Raw genomic sequence first — 16,255 nt, 5'->3', positions numbered from 1 at the left:
AAGCGGCGGATACGCTCTGGAAAACGGGGGAGTACTATTCCATTATCAATAAAGAAAAAGAGTATAAATATCTGAATTTAAAAAGAATTTCAATTTTCACTTTCCTGATTTTTACATCTTCGATAATTTTGGTGATGTTATGGAATAAGTCGTTACGCTCGCATGTTCGTAAAAAAACCCAGGGGCTCTGTGAAGAGATAGAGCGCAGGATAAGAATTGAGCACGCTTTAGTCGCACAAAAAAAGAGTACCAGGATCTGGCCAGCATCCTGCAAACTATCCTGTTACGCATTCCCGTGTTGGTGTTTATCGTAGATAGACAGTGTAATGTGCGCTGGTGTAGCCGGGAAGGTAATAGCGGCTTTTCTCCTCACATCGCTGTAGACCATATATCTAGATTAAAGGACGGGTTTAACAATATCGAGTTCTCCCTTGAAGGTGAAGACAATACACTCTGGAAAGTATTGGCGATCAATTTTCCTTACGAGGGCCAGAATGATATTCTTCTTTTTGTGGATGACATTACGGAAAATGTTCGTTTGCGTGATGAGCTGTTTATGACTAGTCGCTATTCTGCATTAGGAGAGATGGCGTCCGTTGTCGCTCATGAAATTAATAACCCAATAGGGTGTATTCTGCATAACTTTGACTATTTACAACGATGCATACCCGACCAAACTAACACCGAAGATGCAGAGGAAATTTTACTGGCTAAAGAAGCGGTTACCAAGTCTCTGATCAGAATGAAATCTATGGTGGATGAACTACGCGGCTACACGATGAGGCAAAGTGAAGACTATAGCCAGGTTGATTTGGCAGAATGCATGAAAAGTGCTGTCAGCATTACTCGATTTTTAATTCGTAAACATACACATAACTTTATATTCGAGGCGGCTTCAGAAACACCCGTTTTTGGCAACTATGGGCAGATAGAACAGATGATTATAAATATACTGCAAAATGCCTGCTATGCGCTGACGAATAAATCTCAGGCGATCAGTTTTTCTTTGGAGAAAACCACAGGGTATGCCAAAGTGGTTTTACGCGATCAGGGTATAGGTATGGATGAGCAGGTATTAAAAAATGTCTGCAACCCCTATTTCACTACACGTCAGGAACGTGGGGGGACTGGGCTTGGGCTTTCACTTACATCCCGTTTGATCAAGGAACATGGAGGGTATATGGAAATCAAAAGCGTACCGAATAATGGAACGACGGTATCATTATTTTTCCCAGTATCATAAGGCGTATACTATGGTCTCAATACTGTTAGTTGATGATGAGTTAGAGTGGATGCAAGGGATTAGCCGTACCCTCAATAGTTATAAGGTAGCTCCAAAAAAATCGATTTATATGGCAACAGATAGCGCAACGGCTCGGGATATATTAAATAGCCATCGTATTGACTTGGTTTTACTTGATCTTTATTTGGCAGAAGAGTCTGGCGAAGACTTACTGGAAGAGATATTACTTCTTTACCCGCAACAAGATGTGGTCGTTATGACGGGTTCTAATAGCACAGAAAATGCAGTGAGCTGTATTAAAAAAGGTGCAGTGGATTATTTTGTTAAATCTACGCCAGTGAGTGAGTTGATGGCAAATACTCAACGAGTGCTGAAGATAAGGCACCTGGAGCGGGAAAATGAAAACATACGCAAACAGATAACCGTTCGGGCCACCGATTATCCTGCTTTTAGTTGCTACATAACTCAAAGCCCGCAAATGTTTGCCATCTTTGATTACATCAAGCTGATTGCCAGCAGCCCATATCATATTCTTATTACCGGTGAGAGTGGAGTAGGGAAAGGATTAATCGCAAAACTTATCGGCGAAATAGCTTCTCCGGATAAACCCTTTGTTTCCACTAACGTGGCAGGATACGATGAACTTATGTTCGCTGATGCATTATTTGGCCATGTCAAAGGTGCATATACGGGTGCTGAAGGTGCTCGGCAAGGGATCATTAAACAAGCCAGTGATGGGGTACTTTTTCTTGATGAAATTGGCGATCTATCTATGCAATCTCAGATTAAGCTCTTGTATTTGCTACAAGATAGAGAATATCTCCCTTTAGGTAGCGATAAAGTGGAAAAAACGGCGGCCAAATTTATTTTGGCCTCTAACCAGGATTTGGCGCTTAAAGTCAGAGAAAAAACCTTTCGCAGCGATCTGTTCTTCCGGCTTAATACCCATCAGATTCACCTACCCGCGTTAAGAAACCGCCAAGAAGATATTCCATTGTTAGTACGGCAATTTGCCGAACAAACCGCCCGTGAAATGTCTAAAAATGTACCTGTATTCACCGAGCGTCTGATTAATCACATGATGACATTACATTTGCCAGGGAATATCCGTCAACTCCAATCAATTATCAGTGATTTAGTGATTCGCAATAGTGAAATTATTGATATCGAACAATTGAATAATATGCAGAGCCATACTGACTTTATGGAAAAATCCAGGAATGATGAAGAGCATTTAGCAAACCTAAACGATGAGAAATTATCTACGGTTAAAGAGATGACCGAGCAATTAATACGCAGAGCGATGCGCCAATCTGGTGGTAATCAGGTCAAAGCAGCGCAGGTATTGGGTGTATCCCAGCCAACATTAAGCCGCTGGCTAAAGAGGCAAAATTTTGAATAGCGCTATGCAATTTTCATAATTTTTTGCATAGAAACGGCAGCGGCACATCTATCTATTTGAAAAATAAAAATTTAAAATATGGCATCATTATTGCTACATCCTGAATGCAACCTTCGTTTTTCCAACAGGATGGAGCATCATGAAAAAATTTCTACGGCATTGCTATTGATGGCTACCAGCATAGGAGCCAGTTATGCGCAGGGGGAATACCCGGCCCCAGGACGGCTTGAGGGTACGACGGCTTTTTTCCACGAAGCAGAGGGCCCGCAAAAAGCGAATAAATCTTATCCAGCTTGGTATCGAGGAAATGCGCCAGATGGATTAGCGGATAAAAACTCGCTGTATCACTATGTTGATCTGATTGGCCCCAAATCCTTCGTCACCAAAGGGCATAATAATGAACATATCTACATGGGCACCTTGGAATTGGCCCCTGGCGAAACCTATCCCGCACATAGCCACCCGGCGTCAGAAATCTATTATGTTATTTCTGGTGAAGCACAATGGTTTGTTGACGATCAGAGCCAGACCGTCGTCCCCGGCGAGATGATCTACCACCGTTCACTGGCGGCACATGGCTGGCGTAATCTGTCAAAAGATAAACCATTGCGTGTTGCCTGGATCTGGTGGCCGGAAGGGGATAATTCGGTATTGGCGAAAGGGGCGAGATTTACCAATCCGGATCTTTTCAACTCTCGTGACAAGGTGCAACCTTTTGCTGTTCCACTGCCAAAAGTACGTATGGACGCCAGTGACAACATCAATGGCAAGTATGGCGAATACCCTGTACCTGGTCGTTTGGTGGGGACTACGGCTTTTGTACATGAAAGTGCAACGCCAAAGAAAGCCACTAAAACACATCCAGCTTGGTTCCGGGGAACGGGGGAAAATGGTATTGCGGATGAAAACGCAAAATATTTTTATCATGAACTCATTGGCCCAAACTTACCTAAACCGGCATTCCAAAACAGCTACCTCTACTTTGGTTCGCTGGAACAAAAATCAGGATATACCTACCCAGCCCATAACCACCCTGCTCCTGAGTTCTATTTCGTTATTTCTGGCGAAGCCGAATGGTATGTAGATGATGAAAAGCAAAAGGTTAAGCCTGGCACCATTATTTACCATCGTCCGTATGCCGTTCATGGCTGGAAAACAACCAGTAAAGAGCCTTTGCGGATGCTTTGGGCCTGGTGGGTAGAAGAAGATCCTTCAGTGCTTAATGTGAGCGCCAAGATGGTAAATCCCGATTTGGCAAAAGATGAAAAAACAGCACTACCTTATGCATCACCCATTCCGCCAGTACGAATTAAATAAACCCATAAAGGAATGGTGCAATACATTCTTTAATTGCTAACACCAGGGGAAGGCTTTGATAGCGTTATCCTATCTGAGTCAGATGTTCATACTGCCGTATAGTGTACTTATACGGCAGTATGTTTAATCAATAAATGGCTAAAGACTCAAGTAAATGCATGATAACAGAAATAGTAATTATACTGAGGTTTTATCATGGACAATAATATTAAATGGTTGCGATTAGCTATTATAGTGGCACTGGCATTTATTTGCTGGAACATCGCACCACCCGAAGGATTAAAACTTACCGCTTGGCATTCTCTGGTGCTGTTTATTGCCACTATCGCCAGCATTGTAGCCAATGTATTGCCTATTGGAGCTGTTGGTATTATCGGAATAACAGCGTATGTGGTGTTAAATGCGGGGGTGATGCTACAGCTGCAGCTGCGATAAAAACGGGATTGAGGAATATTAATAATGCAACAATTTGGTTAATCGTCGTGGCATTCCTTATTGCCAGGGGATTTATAAAAACCGGGTTAGGGCGCAGAATTGCGTTGGTGTTGATCACCTTATTAGGAAAAAGAACATTGGGATTGGCCTATGGCTTAGCGTTAGCGGATATGATCCTGGCACCTGCTATGCCAAGCAATACCGCGCGGTGTGGAGGGGTACTTTACCCGATTGCTGAATCGTTATCGCGTAGCTTTGAATCTCGCCCGGACGATGTTTCACGCAGTAAGATAGGGACTTTCCTGGTGACATGCCTGGGTAATATCAATGATGTTACCTCCGCAATGTTCATGACAGCGTTTACCGGTAACTTGTTGATTGTAAAGCTCGCAGCCAACGAGCATATCTTACTAAGCTGGTCCGGTTGGTTACTGGCTGCCGTGGTTCCCTGCCTGGTCTCATTTGTGCTGATCCCACTGGTGATCTATTTTGTAACGGCCAGACCCGAGATTAAACATACTCCCAAAGCACCTGCGTTGGCCAAACAACAGCTTGCAGAAATGGGGAAAATGTCGAGAGCCGAATGGTTGATGGCAGGAACGGTTATTGTGCTTCTTGCTCTATGGATCTTCTATCAGGTATTAGGCATAGACCCAACAACGGGTGCATTTATCGGCCTGTCAATTTTATTACTTAGCCGTGTTTTAAGTTGGCAAGATGTTCTCGCAGAAAAAGGAGCGTGGGATACGCTGATCTGGTTTGCCGCATTGCTAATGATGGCAGACCAACTGAAAGATCTAGGGTTTATGGCTTGGTTTGGCAATACCATTGGTCAAGAAATTCATGGCATAGCCGGTAGTAATAGTTGGGTGCTTCTACTGGTATTACTGAATGCGGTTTATTTGTATGCGCACTATTTTTTCGCCAGCGGAAATGCACAAATTGTCGCACTGTATTCGGTATTTCTTACTTTAGGTATTCAGTTGGGTGTCCCCGCTATGCCAATGGCATTAATGTTGGCACTTTCCAGCAGCTTCTCTTGCTCATTAACCCAATACACGCACGCGCGAGGGCCAATTTTGTTTGGGCCTGGCTATGTGCCTACATCAACATGGTGGACAACCGGGCTAGTCTGTAGCGTTGTGAATCAGATTGTGCTGCTGACCATCGGCCTGGCATGGTGGAAAGTCTTGGGGCTTTACTAACATCACGGGTGCCTTTTTCGGCACTCTTGTTGGGCTTTGTTGAATAATGCCATCAGAGGTGACCGCAAGGATTCGTTAATTTTTGGCAATAAGCCTAAAAATTATATCAACATCAATACTTATAGCCATTTTGTAACCGTTTTGCTTGACCGCTAGGAATTTCAAACTTTCTGAGGCCGCATGACACCGTCACAGAGACTGTAAAAATCCACTTTTCTATCATCGGAGAATTAATGTCGTGGTTGTTCTTTAATCAACTCGATCATTTATGGGGCAACGATGCGCGTTTCAGGCAGATCTCCCTATCTCAGCCAACGTAACGCATTCGGGCGATATCATTGGCATTGTAAGTATCCCGGCAAAACACACCATCCACTTTTAGAGATCTTCCGACATGCTGATTATGTCCCCCCGAGGAGATCGCCATGCGTAAAGCCCGATTCACTGAGCGCTGGCTGATGGAATATAACAGCGAACGACCTCATGAATCCCTGAATAGCCATCAGCCGGAGGAATACCGGCTGATGGCTGAAAACCCGGAAATATCAAAAAGTGCGTGGAACTAAAACCGGTTTGCTTACATCATAAGCTACCTGATTTTAGACTGCGCACGTGACCGAGTATCCAATGAGAACAGTTTCATTTATTGATACTGAAGTAGCTGAGCTGTAATAACAGCTCAGCTACTACCACCAATACGCTCCCTAACGCCAGAACCTGCTTGCTGATGCTATCAGCCCGTGAAACGGATAATCAGCACCCGATAAAATATTCACTCTATATGTTTATTTTTTGTATCTTATACTCTTTTCGGATCTCCTCAGCCATATATCTTGCCAACACAGTTAACGTAGTTTGCTGACGATAGACGAGGCTATAATGTGCACTTGGGAGGGTTTCGTTAATCGGTAATCTACATAAACTTTTTTTGAATAATGGCTCATCCAACATTAACACTGGCCCAATAGATAAGTAATCGCCGTGTATAACAAGTTGTTCTGCAACAGCAGTAGAATTACTGATAAGAACAGAACCGCTCGTTCCTATACCCGCGGGGAATAACAATGATTTAAGTTGACTATAATACCCGGCTTCAGCCTTAGGTAAATACCAATTTGCACCACATAATTCAACAAGTGAAGTACTTTTTGCCAAAGGGTGCCCATTACCTGCAACAATGCAAAAATCCGTCTCTACTAAGTTTTCCTTAATAAACCCATTTATAGATATATCATCGGATACTACCCCAATAAAAAACTCCAACTGCCCAAGTCGTAACAATGGAAGTAATTCGGAAAATTGTCCAACCTCAAGAGATATTCTAATGTCCGAGTGCTTTTTATGAGCTCTTTTTATTATTTGTGGAAGAATACTAAAAGTAGGTAAATATGAACTACCAAATGCTATTGTACCCTGAAAATCCCCAATAGCTTGCTTTATTTCATCCACACCCCGCTCTAACTCATGCAATATAAGCTTCATTCTAGGTTCGAAAAGCTGACCAATCTCTGTCAGTACAATACCTTTAGTTCCCCTGACAATAAGTGGCGCCCCCAATATTTCCTCTAGTGCTTTAATACTTCTTGTTACCGCTGGTTGAGTTTGCTTCAATGCTTTCGCAGCAGCCCTAATACTGCCATATTGGATTACTGCCTGAAGCGCCTTCAAGTGAGTCAACTTGGGAATGAGCATCTCGCGACCTCTATCAAGACTGATGCGTAATAAGACGTTTATAAAATCAGTATGACATATCATTAAAGAAAAATCACATCCATTACATTTCAATAAGTAGGATAAAAATAATGTTAACTTAGTAAATAGCAAAGATATTAGTATTGCTGTACTTTCAATAATCAATGGCTATTTGTTGTTGGAGTTTTTTTGCATAGCATGAAAAAGTCACTCTTCATCCAATTAGTTGGTTATAATTCTTTAATACTGTATTTTAATTAGGGATAAACATTAATTATAATAAAATTAACGCTGGCTATAACTATACTTTTCTAATCTAAGTTGTAACATGGAACATACTGCCTCTGTAAATGTCCCGACAAACTGGCCCGTTCACTTTTTAGGTCTTTTGAAATATGATCTTCCCCACCATTAGTGGACACGCGACTAAGTGAGTAAACTCTCACCCCGAGGTGGTTCACATTACAAAATCCGTATCAACCAGTTAGAAGCCCCGTAAAACAGCATACGCCTGAACTCCATAACGAAGCCATGAAACTGGCTGAGCGCATCGGTGTTACTGCCGTTGTCCATAAACTAAATTTTACTCTACGCCCTCCACGGCGTTGCTTATGCTTATGCATTCCAAGGATAGTTCTCAATTTCCTTACGTAACTCGCTCATCAAGTTTTTGGCTACAGTCGTCAGAGGAAGACGTTGAGAGTAAATAAAGCTATAGGAACCATCAGGCAATATCTCCATGATCGGTATATAGCAGAGTAACTTTTTCAGAGACGGTACATTGGGTATACACTGTGCACCAACAGTCAGAAAATCTGCATTAAGAACCATTTGCAGCCTCATCAATGCCTCGTTTCCTCGCACTACCCTTGGCATATTCTGTTGTTTTTCCGGAAAAAGAATAGTATCTAAGTGCCGATAGTAGCCATATGATGACATCGGTAAATACCAATTAGCTTTTCTTAATTCCTTAAGTGATGAGCAATAAGCTAGAGGATGCCCTCTTCGCGCTAAAACGCGAAAAGAGGTTGTAAAGAGATGTTCCTCAATAAACTCATTACTCAGGCAACTATTGAGGGTTGCACCAATGATGAAATCCAGCTTTCCACAGCGCACGGCCTCTAACAACTCAGGGATCTGCCCTTCAGAAAGATGAATATTAACTTTCGGAAAACGCTTTTGAAACCGCTGTATTGCTAAAGGTAATACAGTCATGGAGAACAGGCACGAACTCCCAATATTCACGGTACCACGCGCAGTATGGCTTATATGTTCAAGTTCATTAACCGCGCGCTCTAACTCATTTAGAGCCAGTTGCATTCGTGGAATAAAGAGCTTTCCGGCTTCTGTCAGAATAACTCCACGAGTACCTCGTACCATTAGACACGTACCCAACATTTTCTCCAACTCATTCATCGCTCGTGTCAACGCGGGTTGAGTTTGATTCAATGACTTTGCGGCAGATCGGATACTGCCATGCTGTATTATAGACTGGAAAATTTTTAGATAATGTAATTTTGGTATATTCTTCATTATGATAACGCTTACCTGATTAATTTAGCACATAGGAAAAAAACAACCGCAGTCATGCACGATGATAATAACTTTAATTTAATAAACAGCATTTTAACTTGACATAAGTAAGGGCATGATAATTACATATCAGCAACTGTAATAAAGTTAATTATTATCGTATTATTAATAAGGACAGTTTTTAACAAACCCTCCCGTTAATAAAGGCTGAAGCGACCGAATACCAAACTTACCTAATGCAGAACGTTTGTAATGGCTAACTGTTTTATAGTCAATATCCAAATGGCTTGATATCCTATTCATAGACTGACCATTTAAAATACCCTGCATAATAATACTTTCCCTAGTGGAAAATAGTACTGTCGGCAAAACCTTTTTCTCAATTATATGATCTTTAATGAGCGCAGTGATTTCCCTCAGCAAAACATCCAAGGGTGTTGAAATGTCAAATATAACACAAACATTCCTCAAACCTGCCAAATAACGAGTAAGAACATTATTATATTGATCATGCAGTCCAACAATCACCATAATCTTCATTTTAGGGCGTGAATCTAGAAGTCTCTTTGTGAATAACCTAAGAATAGAGATTGAATTGCAATCATCAGGGCCCAATGTCAATATAATTATGTCAACATCAGGCAATATGATTAAATTCTTTTCATATTGTTGGAAATTCGACACGCTCTCAATTAATTCTGTATTTTTTGAAAGCTCAGAAGTATTAATTAAATATTCCAGCCCTGTCCTAGTGTAATGACACGAGCACTGTAGAACAATTTTACTCCTTTTCATTTTATCTCCAAAAAAAATATCATTTCTTATGCGTGATAAGACAATTTAACGTGTCACGGTGCACATCAAATTTTTTAATTACATTTTTTAAAACTTTCATTTCAAAGGTCAAATATTTTTCTTTACGTTTATTCCTTATATTATTCATTTGCTCCAGTGCAATGTATTTATCGTTAACCGATGAGAAATCAAGATTATTCCCTGAGACTCTGTCATTACTGTTAAACTTCAGATTATAAAATAGTGAACTTCCAGCCCCTCTCCTTTGGCTACCTTGAGTGCTGTAACTATTACTCATACTCAGAGCATGGGTTTTATTTTTACACCCGTAGTGGCATAACTGACGCATAAATTATTACTGTCGATATTTTTGAGGTGGCGTAGCCATTTCCACTTGCGGTAACCCTCCTCCTCCAAAGTCTACCTTACTGTGCTCCCAGATAGAGGATTTCAGGGTGAATTGCAGGCCCGACTAAGATAAATTCTTCTACTAGGTGCACTTTTGTTTGAAGACTTTTATCTCCCTGCCGCAATTCCTTTGGTTATTTAACACTTACTAGCTGATTAATTAGATTCGATAAATGGCATTGATACGAACCGCCGAATAAACATCATTTTTTCTTGTTAAGAAATTAAAGGAAACTGTGCCCTTTTCGGTATTAACCAGCGCAGTATCTAAATGACTAACAACAATCATGTTCTCCAGGCGCAAGACGAGTAGTAAATCGGATCATCACGCAGACTTACAGCTCTTCACTTTAGATATCACATAGGGTAAAAATTGATACCGCCTACCCTCAGTGCATTAAAACCCACGAAATACGAAGTAATGGATATTCAGTATTCAGTACCCAACGTTACCTCTGCAAGCAATGTTCAAAGAACTTTCAGCTAACGCCTGCGGTATTTCCTTTCAAACTCCACTTTGAAATAACCCCCTTTTTAATGAAAACTATATGCAGTTGGCTCAACGCAATACTTAGACAATGCACCAATTCGCTCACTATTCCTAATCACCTCAATAAGTGTGGGTACTATAGGATTTTTCCCGGTTACAGGGAAGATGTTATTTTTGTTTTAGGTGATGCCTAAAACAATATAAAAACAAAAATAAATAATACAATTCATAGAGTTAAACTTAGCATGAAATACAAAAAAAAGATTAACATGCATAAAATTTCAATTTTATAGTTCATTTAACTAGCCTTTTTATCATTGTCTATGGAATGCTCTAATAGGATTATCGGACGCATTTGAACAGAACCTTACGGTTTCGCCCTGTCGATAGATTCTGTACCTTTGAATTAAGTACCATATTTATGCGGATTGACATTCTGTTTCATACTCAAGAATTGACCAAATAATCCAGGTATGTTGCCATCGACAGAATAAACAGTGTTCCGTTTGCGGCCCTTGCGAAGGGAAAATGGGCGATATCAATGGCATTATTGCAAACAGGATCCTAAATTGAGTTTGTCCGTCGCAATCTGGCTCATATAGTTCATCATTAATGATGGTTTGGATTTTTAGTGTAGGTGCGGCTTGACGCCAGAAAATACCTGAGGTGTCAGGTATCGAAGCAAGGTAGAACCGTGCCGTGTCGCGCCAAAAAGGCGGTTGGCCATGCGGGCAAACAACTCAGTAATCCAACCTGGGCGTAGCCAGCTGAAACTCTTCAGGGAGCGCTGTAACGATAGTCACAGAATCTGAAGAATATGGACGATTGGCCACTGCGGCAATCCCCTTTGGTTTGGGATTTTACTCTATCTGGGAATAAAAAATGCGATCTTGTCCGATCGCAGAAAACAGACTAATTACAGATTTATCACATAAACATTAATGCGCTTCATCAGCACATTGTCTATCAATGCACTGATAAAGGCTATGATCAGCGACCTCCAATAGCGGGGTGGTCATGGCGGCTTTGTCGCATTAAGAATACCTGAACAACGTTGTCCAGCGAATACACCGTAATATCAAACCTCGGATACGCCCGATGCTGGGATTCATATCGTTCCGATTAGCCTGAACCTTATTATTACCTGGCATTAAGCTGGTACAAATGCTACGTCAAGGGCAACTTCATCGTCCCGCAGGAGATGGGTGTCACCCGCGGAACAATTTTATCTGTTGGCCACCTAAAAAACGGCAGGACAACGTTTACTAACCTCACCAATTCTGCCTACTTATTGAAGTATAGGGTGTACGCTCAGTTCATAATAATTAAAATATCAAGGGTAAGCGATAGTGAAAATAGCATCGGCTTTTACCTCTCCCACTTTCAGCGCGGCGTTGGTGCGAATATATTTGGCCGTCAAGGCCAGGGGGATTGAACTGCCGTCTGCCACGGCGGTACCTATCAGGAACTGCCCCACATTACTGCCACTGACGCTGGTATTTTGTGCACCAAACTGCACAAAATCACCTCCACTTTTTTCAATCACTATTCCCACCCCTGCGGCGGTACTTCCCGCAGCTAATCCCAGCGTGGTAGAGCGATTGGTGTTGTTATTACTGTCGGTAAAGGTGATATAGGGCTTGGCATCTTTTCCGCAGTTACCCAACGGGATAGAAAATGATTTGCTGCCACTTATATCACCACTATTTTTGAGGGTGGAGCTGTCTACATCCGGTAAAGATACGGCAATATTGGTACCGCCTAAATCGCAGGTCGGGTTTTTGGGTATTGGCAATTCAGGAGCAGTACCACTTCCTTGAGTGATAACATCTATGCCAATGAGTGCCATTATTGCGGAGCAACGACCTGCGCTATTATCAATCATTCTATCGTTCCAGACTTTTTGGTTACCAAAAACCATGCTCAAAGCGGGACTAAATCCTGTAATTTTCCCTCCTTTATAGATACTGGCATTGACCACGACCAGTTCCAATATCCATTCTTCTGTGATAGAGAAGTTATTTCCTGGGATATTAGTAAAATACGTATTTACCCGGTTAAAGGTATTCCTATCTGCATAGACTCCCGTGTCTTTGTTGACTAGCCGAACACCAACCCCTTGCGCCGTACCGAAGACCGGTAATGTATTAAAGGCACTTTCTACATTACCAGTAGAATACCATGCCCCGATATATAGACCCTCTGATGTGTTTGTGGTTTTATTATAGGTAAATGGAGTAGTTACACTGCGCGATCCCAGTACAAATCCGTTGGTTAACGTTGTTGGTAGCGGATTCATCACAAAGGGGCGAGAGATAATATCACCTGCCGTACAATTGCTGATGACTGCCATAACCGGTAGGCTGTAGAGCCCTATACCAATGATGCCCGCCAATAGGCCTATTTTATGCAAGCTGTGCTGGATACGCATAGGTATCTCCCTGTTCATGTTTTTCTTTCTGGCAGGCGCCGTTTATTTTGGTTTTACCGCTTGGCAACTGCCTGCATTACAGTTGAAATTCAACACTGGCCGACCACCGTAATCATCAATGTAGGTTAATACCGGTTGACTGAAATGAGCGGATTTCAACTCATTACTAGATTTGGGGGCGATCATCAAAGGTTGGAAATTGTCGTCAGCTTTAGTTTTACTTTTCTCTGCTAACCCAATAATAGTCAGATGATAAGGCGTTGGGTTTTCAATCCGGTAACCTTGTGTTATTTGTTTTAGCTTCACCTGTTCCTGCCAAATCTCACCTTTCTTAAGGGCAATAGCCTCAGGCCGATAAAACAGTTTGATCTGCGTTTGCAGCGCTATCTGCATGACGTTGCTCTTTTCGCTGCGTGGGGGATTTCCCGCAGGTTGAAATAGAACAGCGACTCACGATCCTGAGGCAGAGCCAGAGCCTCCGGGGCTGCCGAGATGCGAACTGCACTTTTGCCGCCTGCTTCAAGCCGTTGCACTGGCGGAGTTACCACCAATGGTGTGCTGACTTTCTTATGCTCTGCATTTTCTATCCAGGCCTGAGCGAGATAAGGCAATTCTTTATTTTCATTGCTGATATTCAGGCTGACCGACTTACTCTGTCCGTCATAAATCACCCGGGTACGATCCAGGGCAATAGCCGCATTGGCTGCCTGACTCCCCAGGAACAGCACGGTGAATAAGGTGATTTTATGTCTGATTTGCATTCTGTTACTTACCTATTTCATGGGGTGGCAGGGCAGCAGCAATCGCGACTGCGCCGGTATTCTTTCGGGTATATTGACCTGGCATTGTTTGCTGCCATTCCAGGCGATATCCAGCGTCTCTCCGGCTGAAATACCACTCAGGTAGGCGAAACCTTCATCACTGACGATCGCCAGTTCCAGGCCCTTACTGTTGGTCACGCTGCTGCCAAAGGGCGGGTAACTGCCATCAGCCTGGCGCAATGTGGCAATGGCCTTGAGACCTCTCACCACCCCAAAACGCCGATAGCCGATGGCTCCGTCGGTGAGGGCTGATTCAACTACCGGTTGGCGAACCTCGACATCTTCAGCCAGTTGGTTAATATCAATCCGCGTATCGGTGCGATAATAGCTGGAGACGTCATTAAGTACCGCAATACCAAACGCATTCGAGCGTAAACTGCGTCCTTCAATAGGTACTCCGGCTACGCCGTCGGTATTCACCATCAGGCGGGTACCGCCACCGACGTTGTTACTGTGCAGCGCTGCCCCTTTGCCAGTCACCGTTGCCCCGCCTCTTAGCGCCAGACCATAGGAGGTAAAGTTATCCTGTGCATAGCTGCCGTTCAGACTAAGTTCTGCCAGGCTGCTCCGTTGGGTATAAAAACCGCTGAACTGGCTCTTGGTACCGCCCTGCTGTGGGGTGTTCAACCCGGCACTCAAACGATAATTGCTGTTCTCACCGTTGTTATTGAGGTAGCTAACGGTCTGGTTATAACTGTTTTGGCTATGCTGCCCGCTGTAACTGAGAGTTTGCTGACCCCCAAGCGGTATCGAAACGCTGAGGAACACGCTGTCGTCGTCCACTCCATTATGCTTGCTCCGGCCAGCAGACAGGTTGGCCGACACGTCTTTGATGTTTAACACGTCAAAATAACGGCTGAGAGAAACGCTGTAATTGTCCGTAGCCTCTTGATCCCAATAGGTCTGATGGCTATAGGAGAGATACAGGCTAAGCCGCGCATCGGCGAAGTTTTTACTGGCGGTAATGGTGTACATTTCTTTGTCATTGCCGCTGTTATTACCGCGGTAGCGAGTATCCAGATACTGATTCATGGTCATAAATTGACGCTGCGAGAAGCGGTAACCGGCGAAGGTTACTTCACTGTCCAGTTCGTCAAAGCGTTTGGCGTAGCTGAGGCGGAATGATTTCCCCCGTTGCGAAGACTGCTGCGGCAATTGCGTTGCCCAGGATTGAGTTACGTCAGCCGACAGCGCTCCCAGTGCGAACAGATCGCGTCCAATACCCATCGACAGGGAGTTATAATCTCCTGCAACTATACCGCCACCGTACAATGACCAACTATTGCTCATACCCCAGGACATTTCACCGCTGGCGAAGGCGGGCCCTTCCATATGGCGGCCAAAGTTTGCTGGCCGCCCGAAGGCCGTCTTGTAACGTATTGCCCCAGGCCGGGTCAGGTAGGGGATAGTCGCAGTGTTGATCTGGAAGGTCTGGACGCTGCCATCCTGCTCTTCAACCCGCACATCCAACAAGCCGCTAACCGAGTTGCTCAAATCCTGAATACGGAACGGCCCGGAAGGTACGGTAGTCTGATATAACAACCGCCCCTGCTGGCTGACGGTGACTTTGGCATTGGTACGGGCAATACCACTGACTTCCGGCGCATAGCCTCGCAGATTTGGTGGCAGCATGCGCTCGTCGCTGGCCAGGCTCAGGCCGGTATAGCGGAAGGTATTAAAGATGTCCGAGGTGAAATAGCTTTCTCCCAGCGTTAATGTCGCTGCCAACGAACGTACCGCCCGAAACAGATATATCCTACTCCAATCAAAGTTGTGACTGGATTGCCCATTATTACCACCAAACGAGGTGTAATTACCTTGATAATCTCCTCGTAAACGCCAGGGACCCAGGTTCACTCCGGCCGTGCCGTTTAAGCTGGCATTGTTGGAGGAGGCACTATGCTTTGGCTTATTTACCGACGTATTCAGGTTATAGTCCAGTAATAAACCTGAGATACCATCATCCCAACGGGATGGCGGTAGCCAGTTTTGGTCGCTGTATTCCAGCCATGCCTGAGGAATGGTGATGTATAAAATTCCGGCACCGAAATCGGTACGGGTAATGACACCATCAAGCGCTTTCAAATCCGCACAGGTATTGTTATGCCAGTAACTGACTTTTTCCGCGATACTGGGTTTCATCCCCAACAAAGCAACCACATTCTCTGATAGGCAAGGTTCACTACTGTCTGGTTTATTATCATGAGGAAGAAAAGTGATCGTCTGTTCAGGCAAATTATGTTGGTTAATGTTGATAACCAATGGGTATTGCCCTGGCATAACGTAACCAGAAGTGGCAAATCGTGATAAATCGATATTCTGTTTATCTTCGGTATCCAAAACATCGGTGTTGAATTCCACGGCATAAGTAGCGCCACTGAATCCCATCAATGATGTTACAAATGTGATACAGCATGTTTTGATACAATCCATTGTATGGCTCATATAAATGGCCCGCTTAAACTCTTAACAAACTAACGATA

Annotated in this window: 8 protein-coding genes and 5 pseudogenes; 7 read left to right on the top strand and 6 right to left on the bottom strand. The window is 43.4% G+C overall.

Features of this window, described 5'->3' with window-relative positions; translation table 11 throughout:
• Window positions 1-301: 301 nt before the first annotated feature.
• The 5 genes and pseudogenes from ACQ86O_RS09710 to ACQ86O_RS09690 all read left to right on the top strand — a co-directional run.
• Window positions 302-1,243, top strand: coding sequence for a sensor histidine kinase (locus ACQ86O_RS09710; RefSeq protein WP_431225691.1), 942 nt, complete (start codon window positions 302-304; stop codon window positions 1,241-1,243).
• Window positions 1,244-1,253: 10 nt separating this feature from the next.
• Window positions 1,254-2,645, top strand: a complete 1,392-nt coding sequence (locus ACQ86O_RS09705) for a sigma-54-dependent transcriptional regulator (RefSeq protein ID WP_431225047.1) — start codon at window positions 1,254-1,256, stop codon at window positions 2,643-2,645.
• Between the two features lie 78 nt (window positions 2,646-2,723).
• Window positions 2,724-3,962 (top strand): cupin domain-containing protein, encoded by a 1,239-nt coding sequence (locus ACQ86O_RS09700; RefSeq protein ID WP_431225046.1) that lies wholly within the window; start codon window positions 2,724-2,726, stop codon window positions 3,960-3,962.
• 195 nt (window positions 3,963-4,157) lie between these two features.
• Window positions 4,158-5,602 (top strand): annotated as a pseudogene (locus ACQ86O_RS09695) (DASS family sodium-coupled anion symporter).
• Between the two features lie 443 nt (window positions 5,603-6,045).
• Window positions 6,046-6,168: pseudogene (locus tag ACQ86O_RS09690) on the top strand (IS3 family transposase); the annotation flags it as partial.
• A 211-nt stretch (window positions 6,169-6,379) separates the two neighbouring features.
• Here ACQ86O_RS09690 and ACQ86O_RS09685 read toward each other — a convergent pair.
• Complete coding sequence (locus tag ACQ86O_RS09685) at window positions 6,380-7,459, bottom strand: LysR substrate-binding domain-containing protein (protein ID WP_431225045.1); 1,080 nt, start codon at window positions 7,457-7,459, stop codon at window positions 6,380-6,382.
• Between the two features lie 296 nt (window positions 7,460-7,755).
• Here ACQ86O_RS09685 and ACQ86O_RS09680 point away from each other — a divergent pair.
• Window positions 7,756-7,876, top strand: a pseudogene (locus tag ACQ86O_RS09680) (IS3 family transposase); the annotation flags it as partial.
• Window positions 7,877-7,909: 33 nt separating this feature from the next.
• On the opposite strand, the gene ACQ86O_RS09675 reads toward ACQ86O_RS09680, so the two are convergent.
• Together ACQ86O_RS09675 and ACQ86O_RS09670 are read right to left on the bottom strand one after the other, a co-directional pair.
• Entirely contained in the window at window positions 7,910-8,827 is a 918-nt protein-coding gene (locus ACQ86O_RS09675) for a LysR substrate-binding domain-containing protein (RefSeq protein ID WP_431225044.1), read from the bottom strand.
• Between the two features lie 165 nt (window positions 8,828-8,992).
• Window positions 8,993-9,358, bottom strand: a complete 366-nt coding sequence (locus tag ACQ86O_RS09670) for a LuxR C-terminal-related transcriptional regulator (RefSeq protein ID WP_431225043.1) — start codon at window positions 9,356-9,358, stop codon at window positions 8,993-8,995.
• A 2,200-nt stretch (window positions 9,359-11,558) separates the two neighbouring features.
• Here ACQ86O_RS09670 and ACQ86O_RS09665 point away from each other — a divergent pair.
• Window positions 11,559-11,764 (top strand): annotated as a pseudogene (locus ACQ86O_RS09665) (IS6 family transposase); the annotation flags it as partial.
• Between the two features lie 89 nt (window positions 11,765-11,853).
• Here ACQ86O_RS09665 and ACQ86O_RS09660 read toward each other — a convergent pair.
• The 3 genes and pseudogenes from ACQ86O_RS09660 to ACQ86O_RS09650 form a co-directional block, all read right to left on the bottom strand.
• Window positions 11,854-12,951, bottom strand: coding sequence for a fimbrial protein (locus tag ACQ86O_RS09660; protein WP_431225042.1), 1,098 nt, complete (start codon window positions 12,949-12,951; stop codon window positions 11,854-11,856).
• 42 nt (window positions 12,952-12,993) lie between these two features.
• Window positions 12,994-13,712, bottom strand: a pseudogene (locus ACQ86O_RS09655) (fimbrial biogenesis chaperone).
• Between the two features lie 12 nt (window positions 13,713-13,724).
• Window positions 13,725-16,205: a fimbria/pilus outer membrane usher protein gene (locus tag ACQ86O_RS09650; RefSeq protein ID WP_431225041.1), complete on the bottom strand. Its 2,481-nt coding sequence runs from the start codon at window positions 16,203-16,205 to the stop codon at window positions 13,725-13,727.
• Between the last annotated feature and the right edge of the window lie 50 nt (window positions 16,206-16,255).

The sequence above is a fragment of the Serratia sp. L9 genome (assembly GCF_050632285.1).
Taxonomy (GTDB): Bacteria; Pseudomonadota; Gammaproteobacteria; order Enterobacterales; family Enterobacteriaceae; genus Chania.
This window is presented reverse-complemented; position numbering and strand designations above follow the sequence as displayed.

What these genes read in the sequence shown, in the direction of transcription:
- ACQ86O_RS09705 (WP_431225047.1), top strand. Translation starts at nt 1,254, where the DNA reads ATGGTCTCAATACTGTTAGTTGATGATGAGTTAGAGTGGATGCAAGGG.
- ACQ86O_RS09700 (WP_431225046.1), top strand. Translation starts at nt 2,724, where the DNA reads ATGGCATCATTATTGCTACATCCTGAATGCAACCTTCGTTTTTCCAAC.
- ACQ86O_RS09675 (WP_431225044.1), bottom strand. Translation starts at nt 8,827, where the DNA reads ATGAAGAATATACCAAAATTACATTATCTAAAAATTTTCCAGTCTATA.
- ACQ86O_RS09670 (WP_431225043.1), bottom strand. Translation starts at nt 9,358, where the DNA reads ATGGTGATTGTTGGACTGCATGATCAATATAATAATGTTCTTACTCGT.
- ACQ86O_RS09660 (WP_431225042.1), bottom strand. Translation starts at nt 12,951, where the DNA reads ATGCGTATCCAGCACAGCTTGCATAAAATAGGCCTATTGGCGGGCATC.
- ACQ86O_RS09650 (WP_431225041.1), bottom strand. Translation starts at nt 16,205, where the DNA reads ATGGATTGTATCAAAACATGCTGTATCACATTTGTAACATCATTGATG.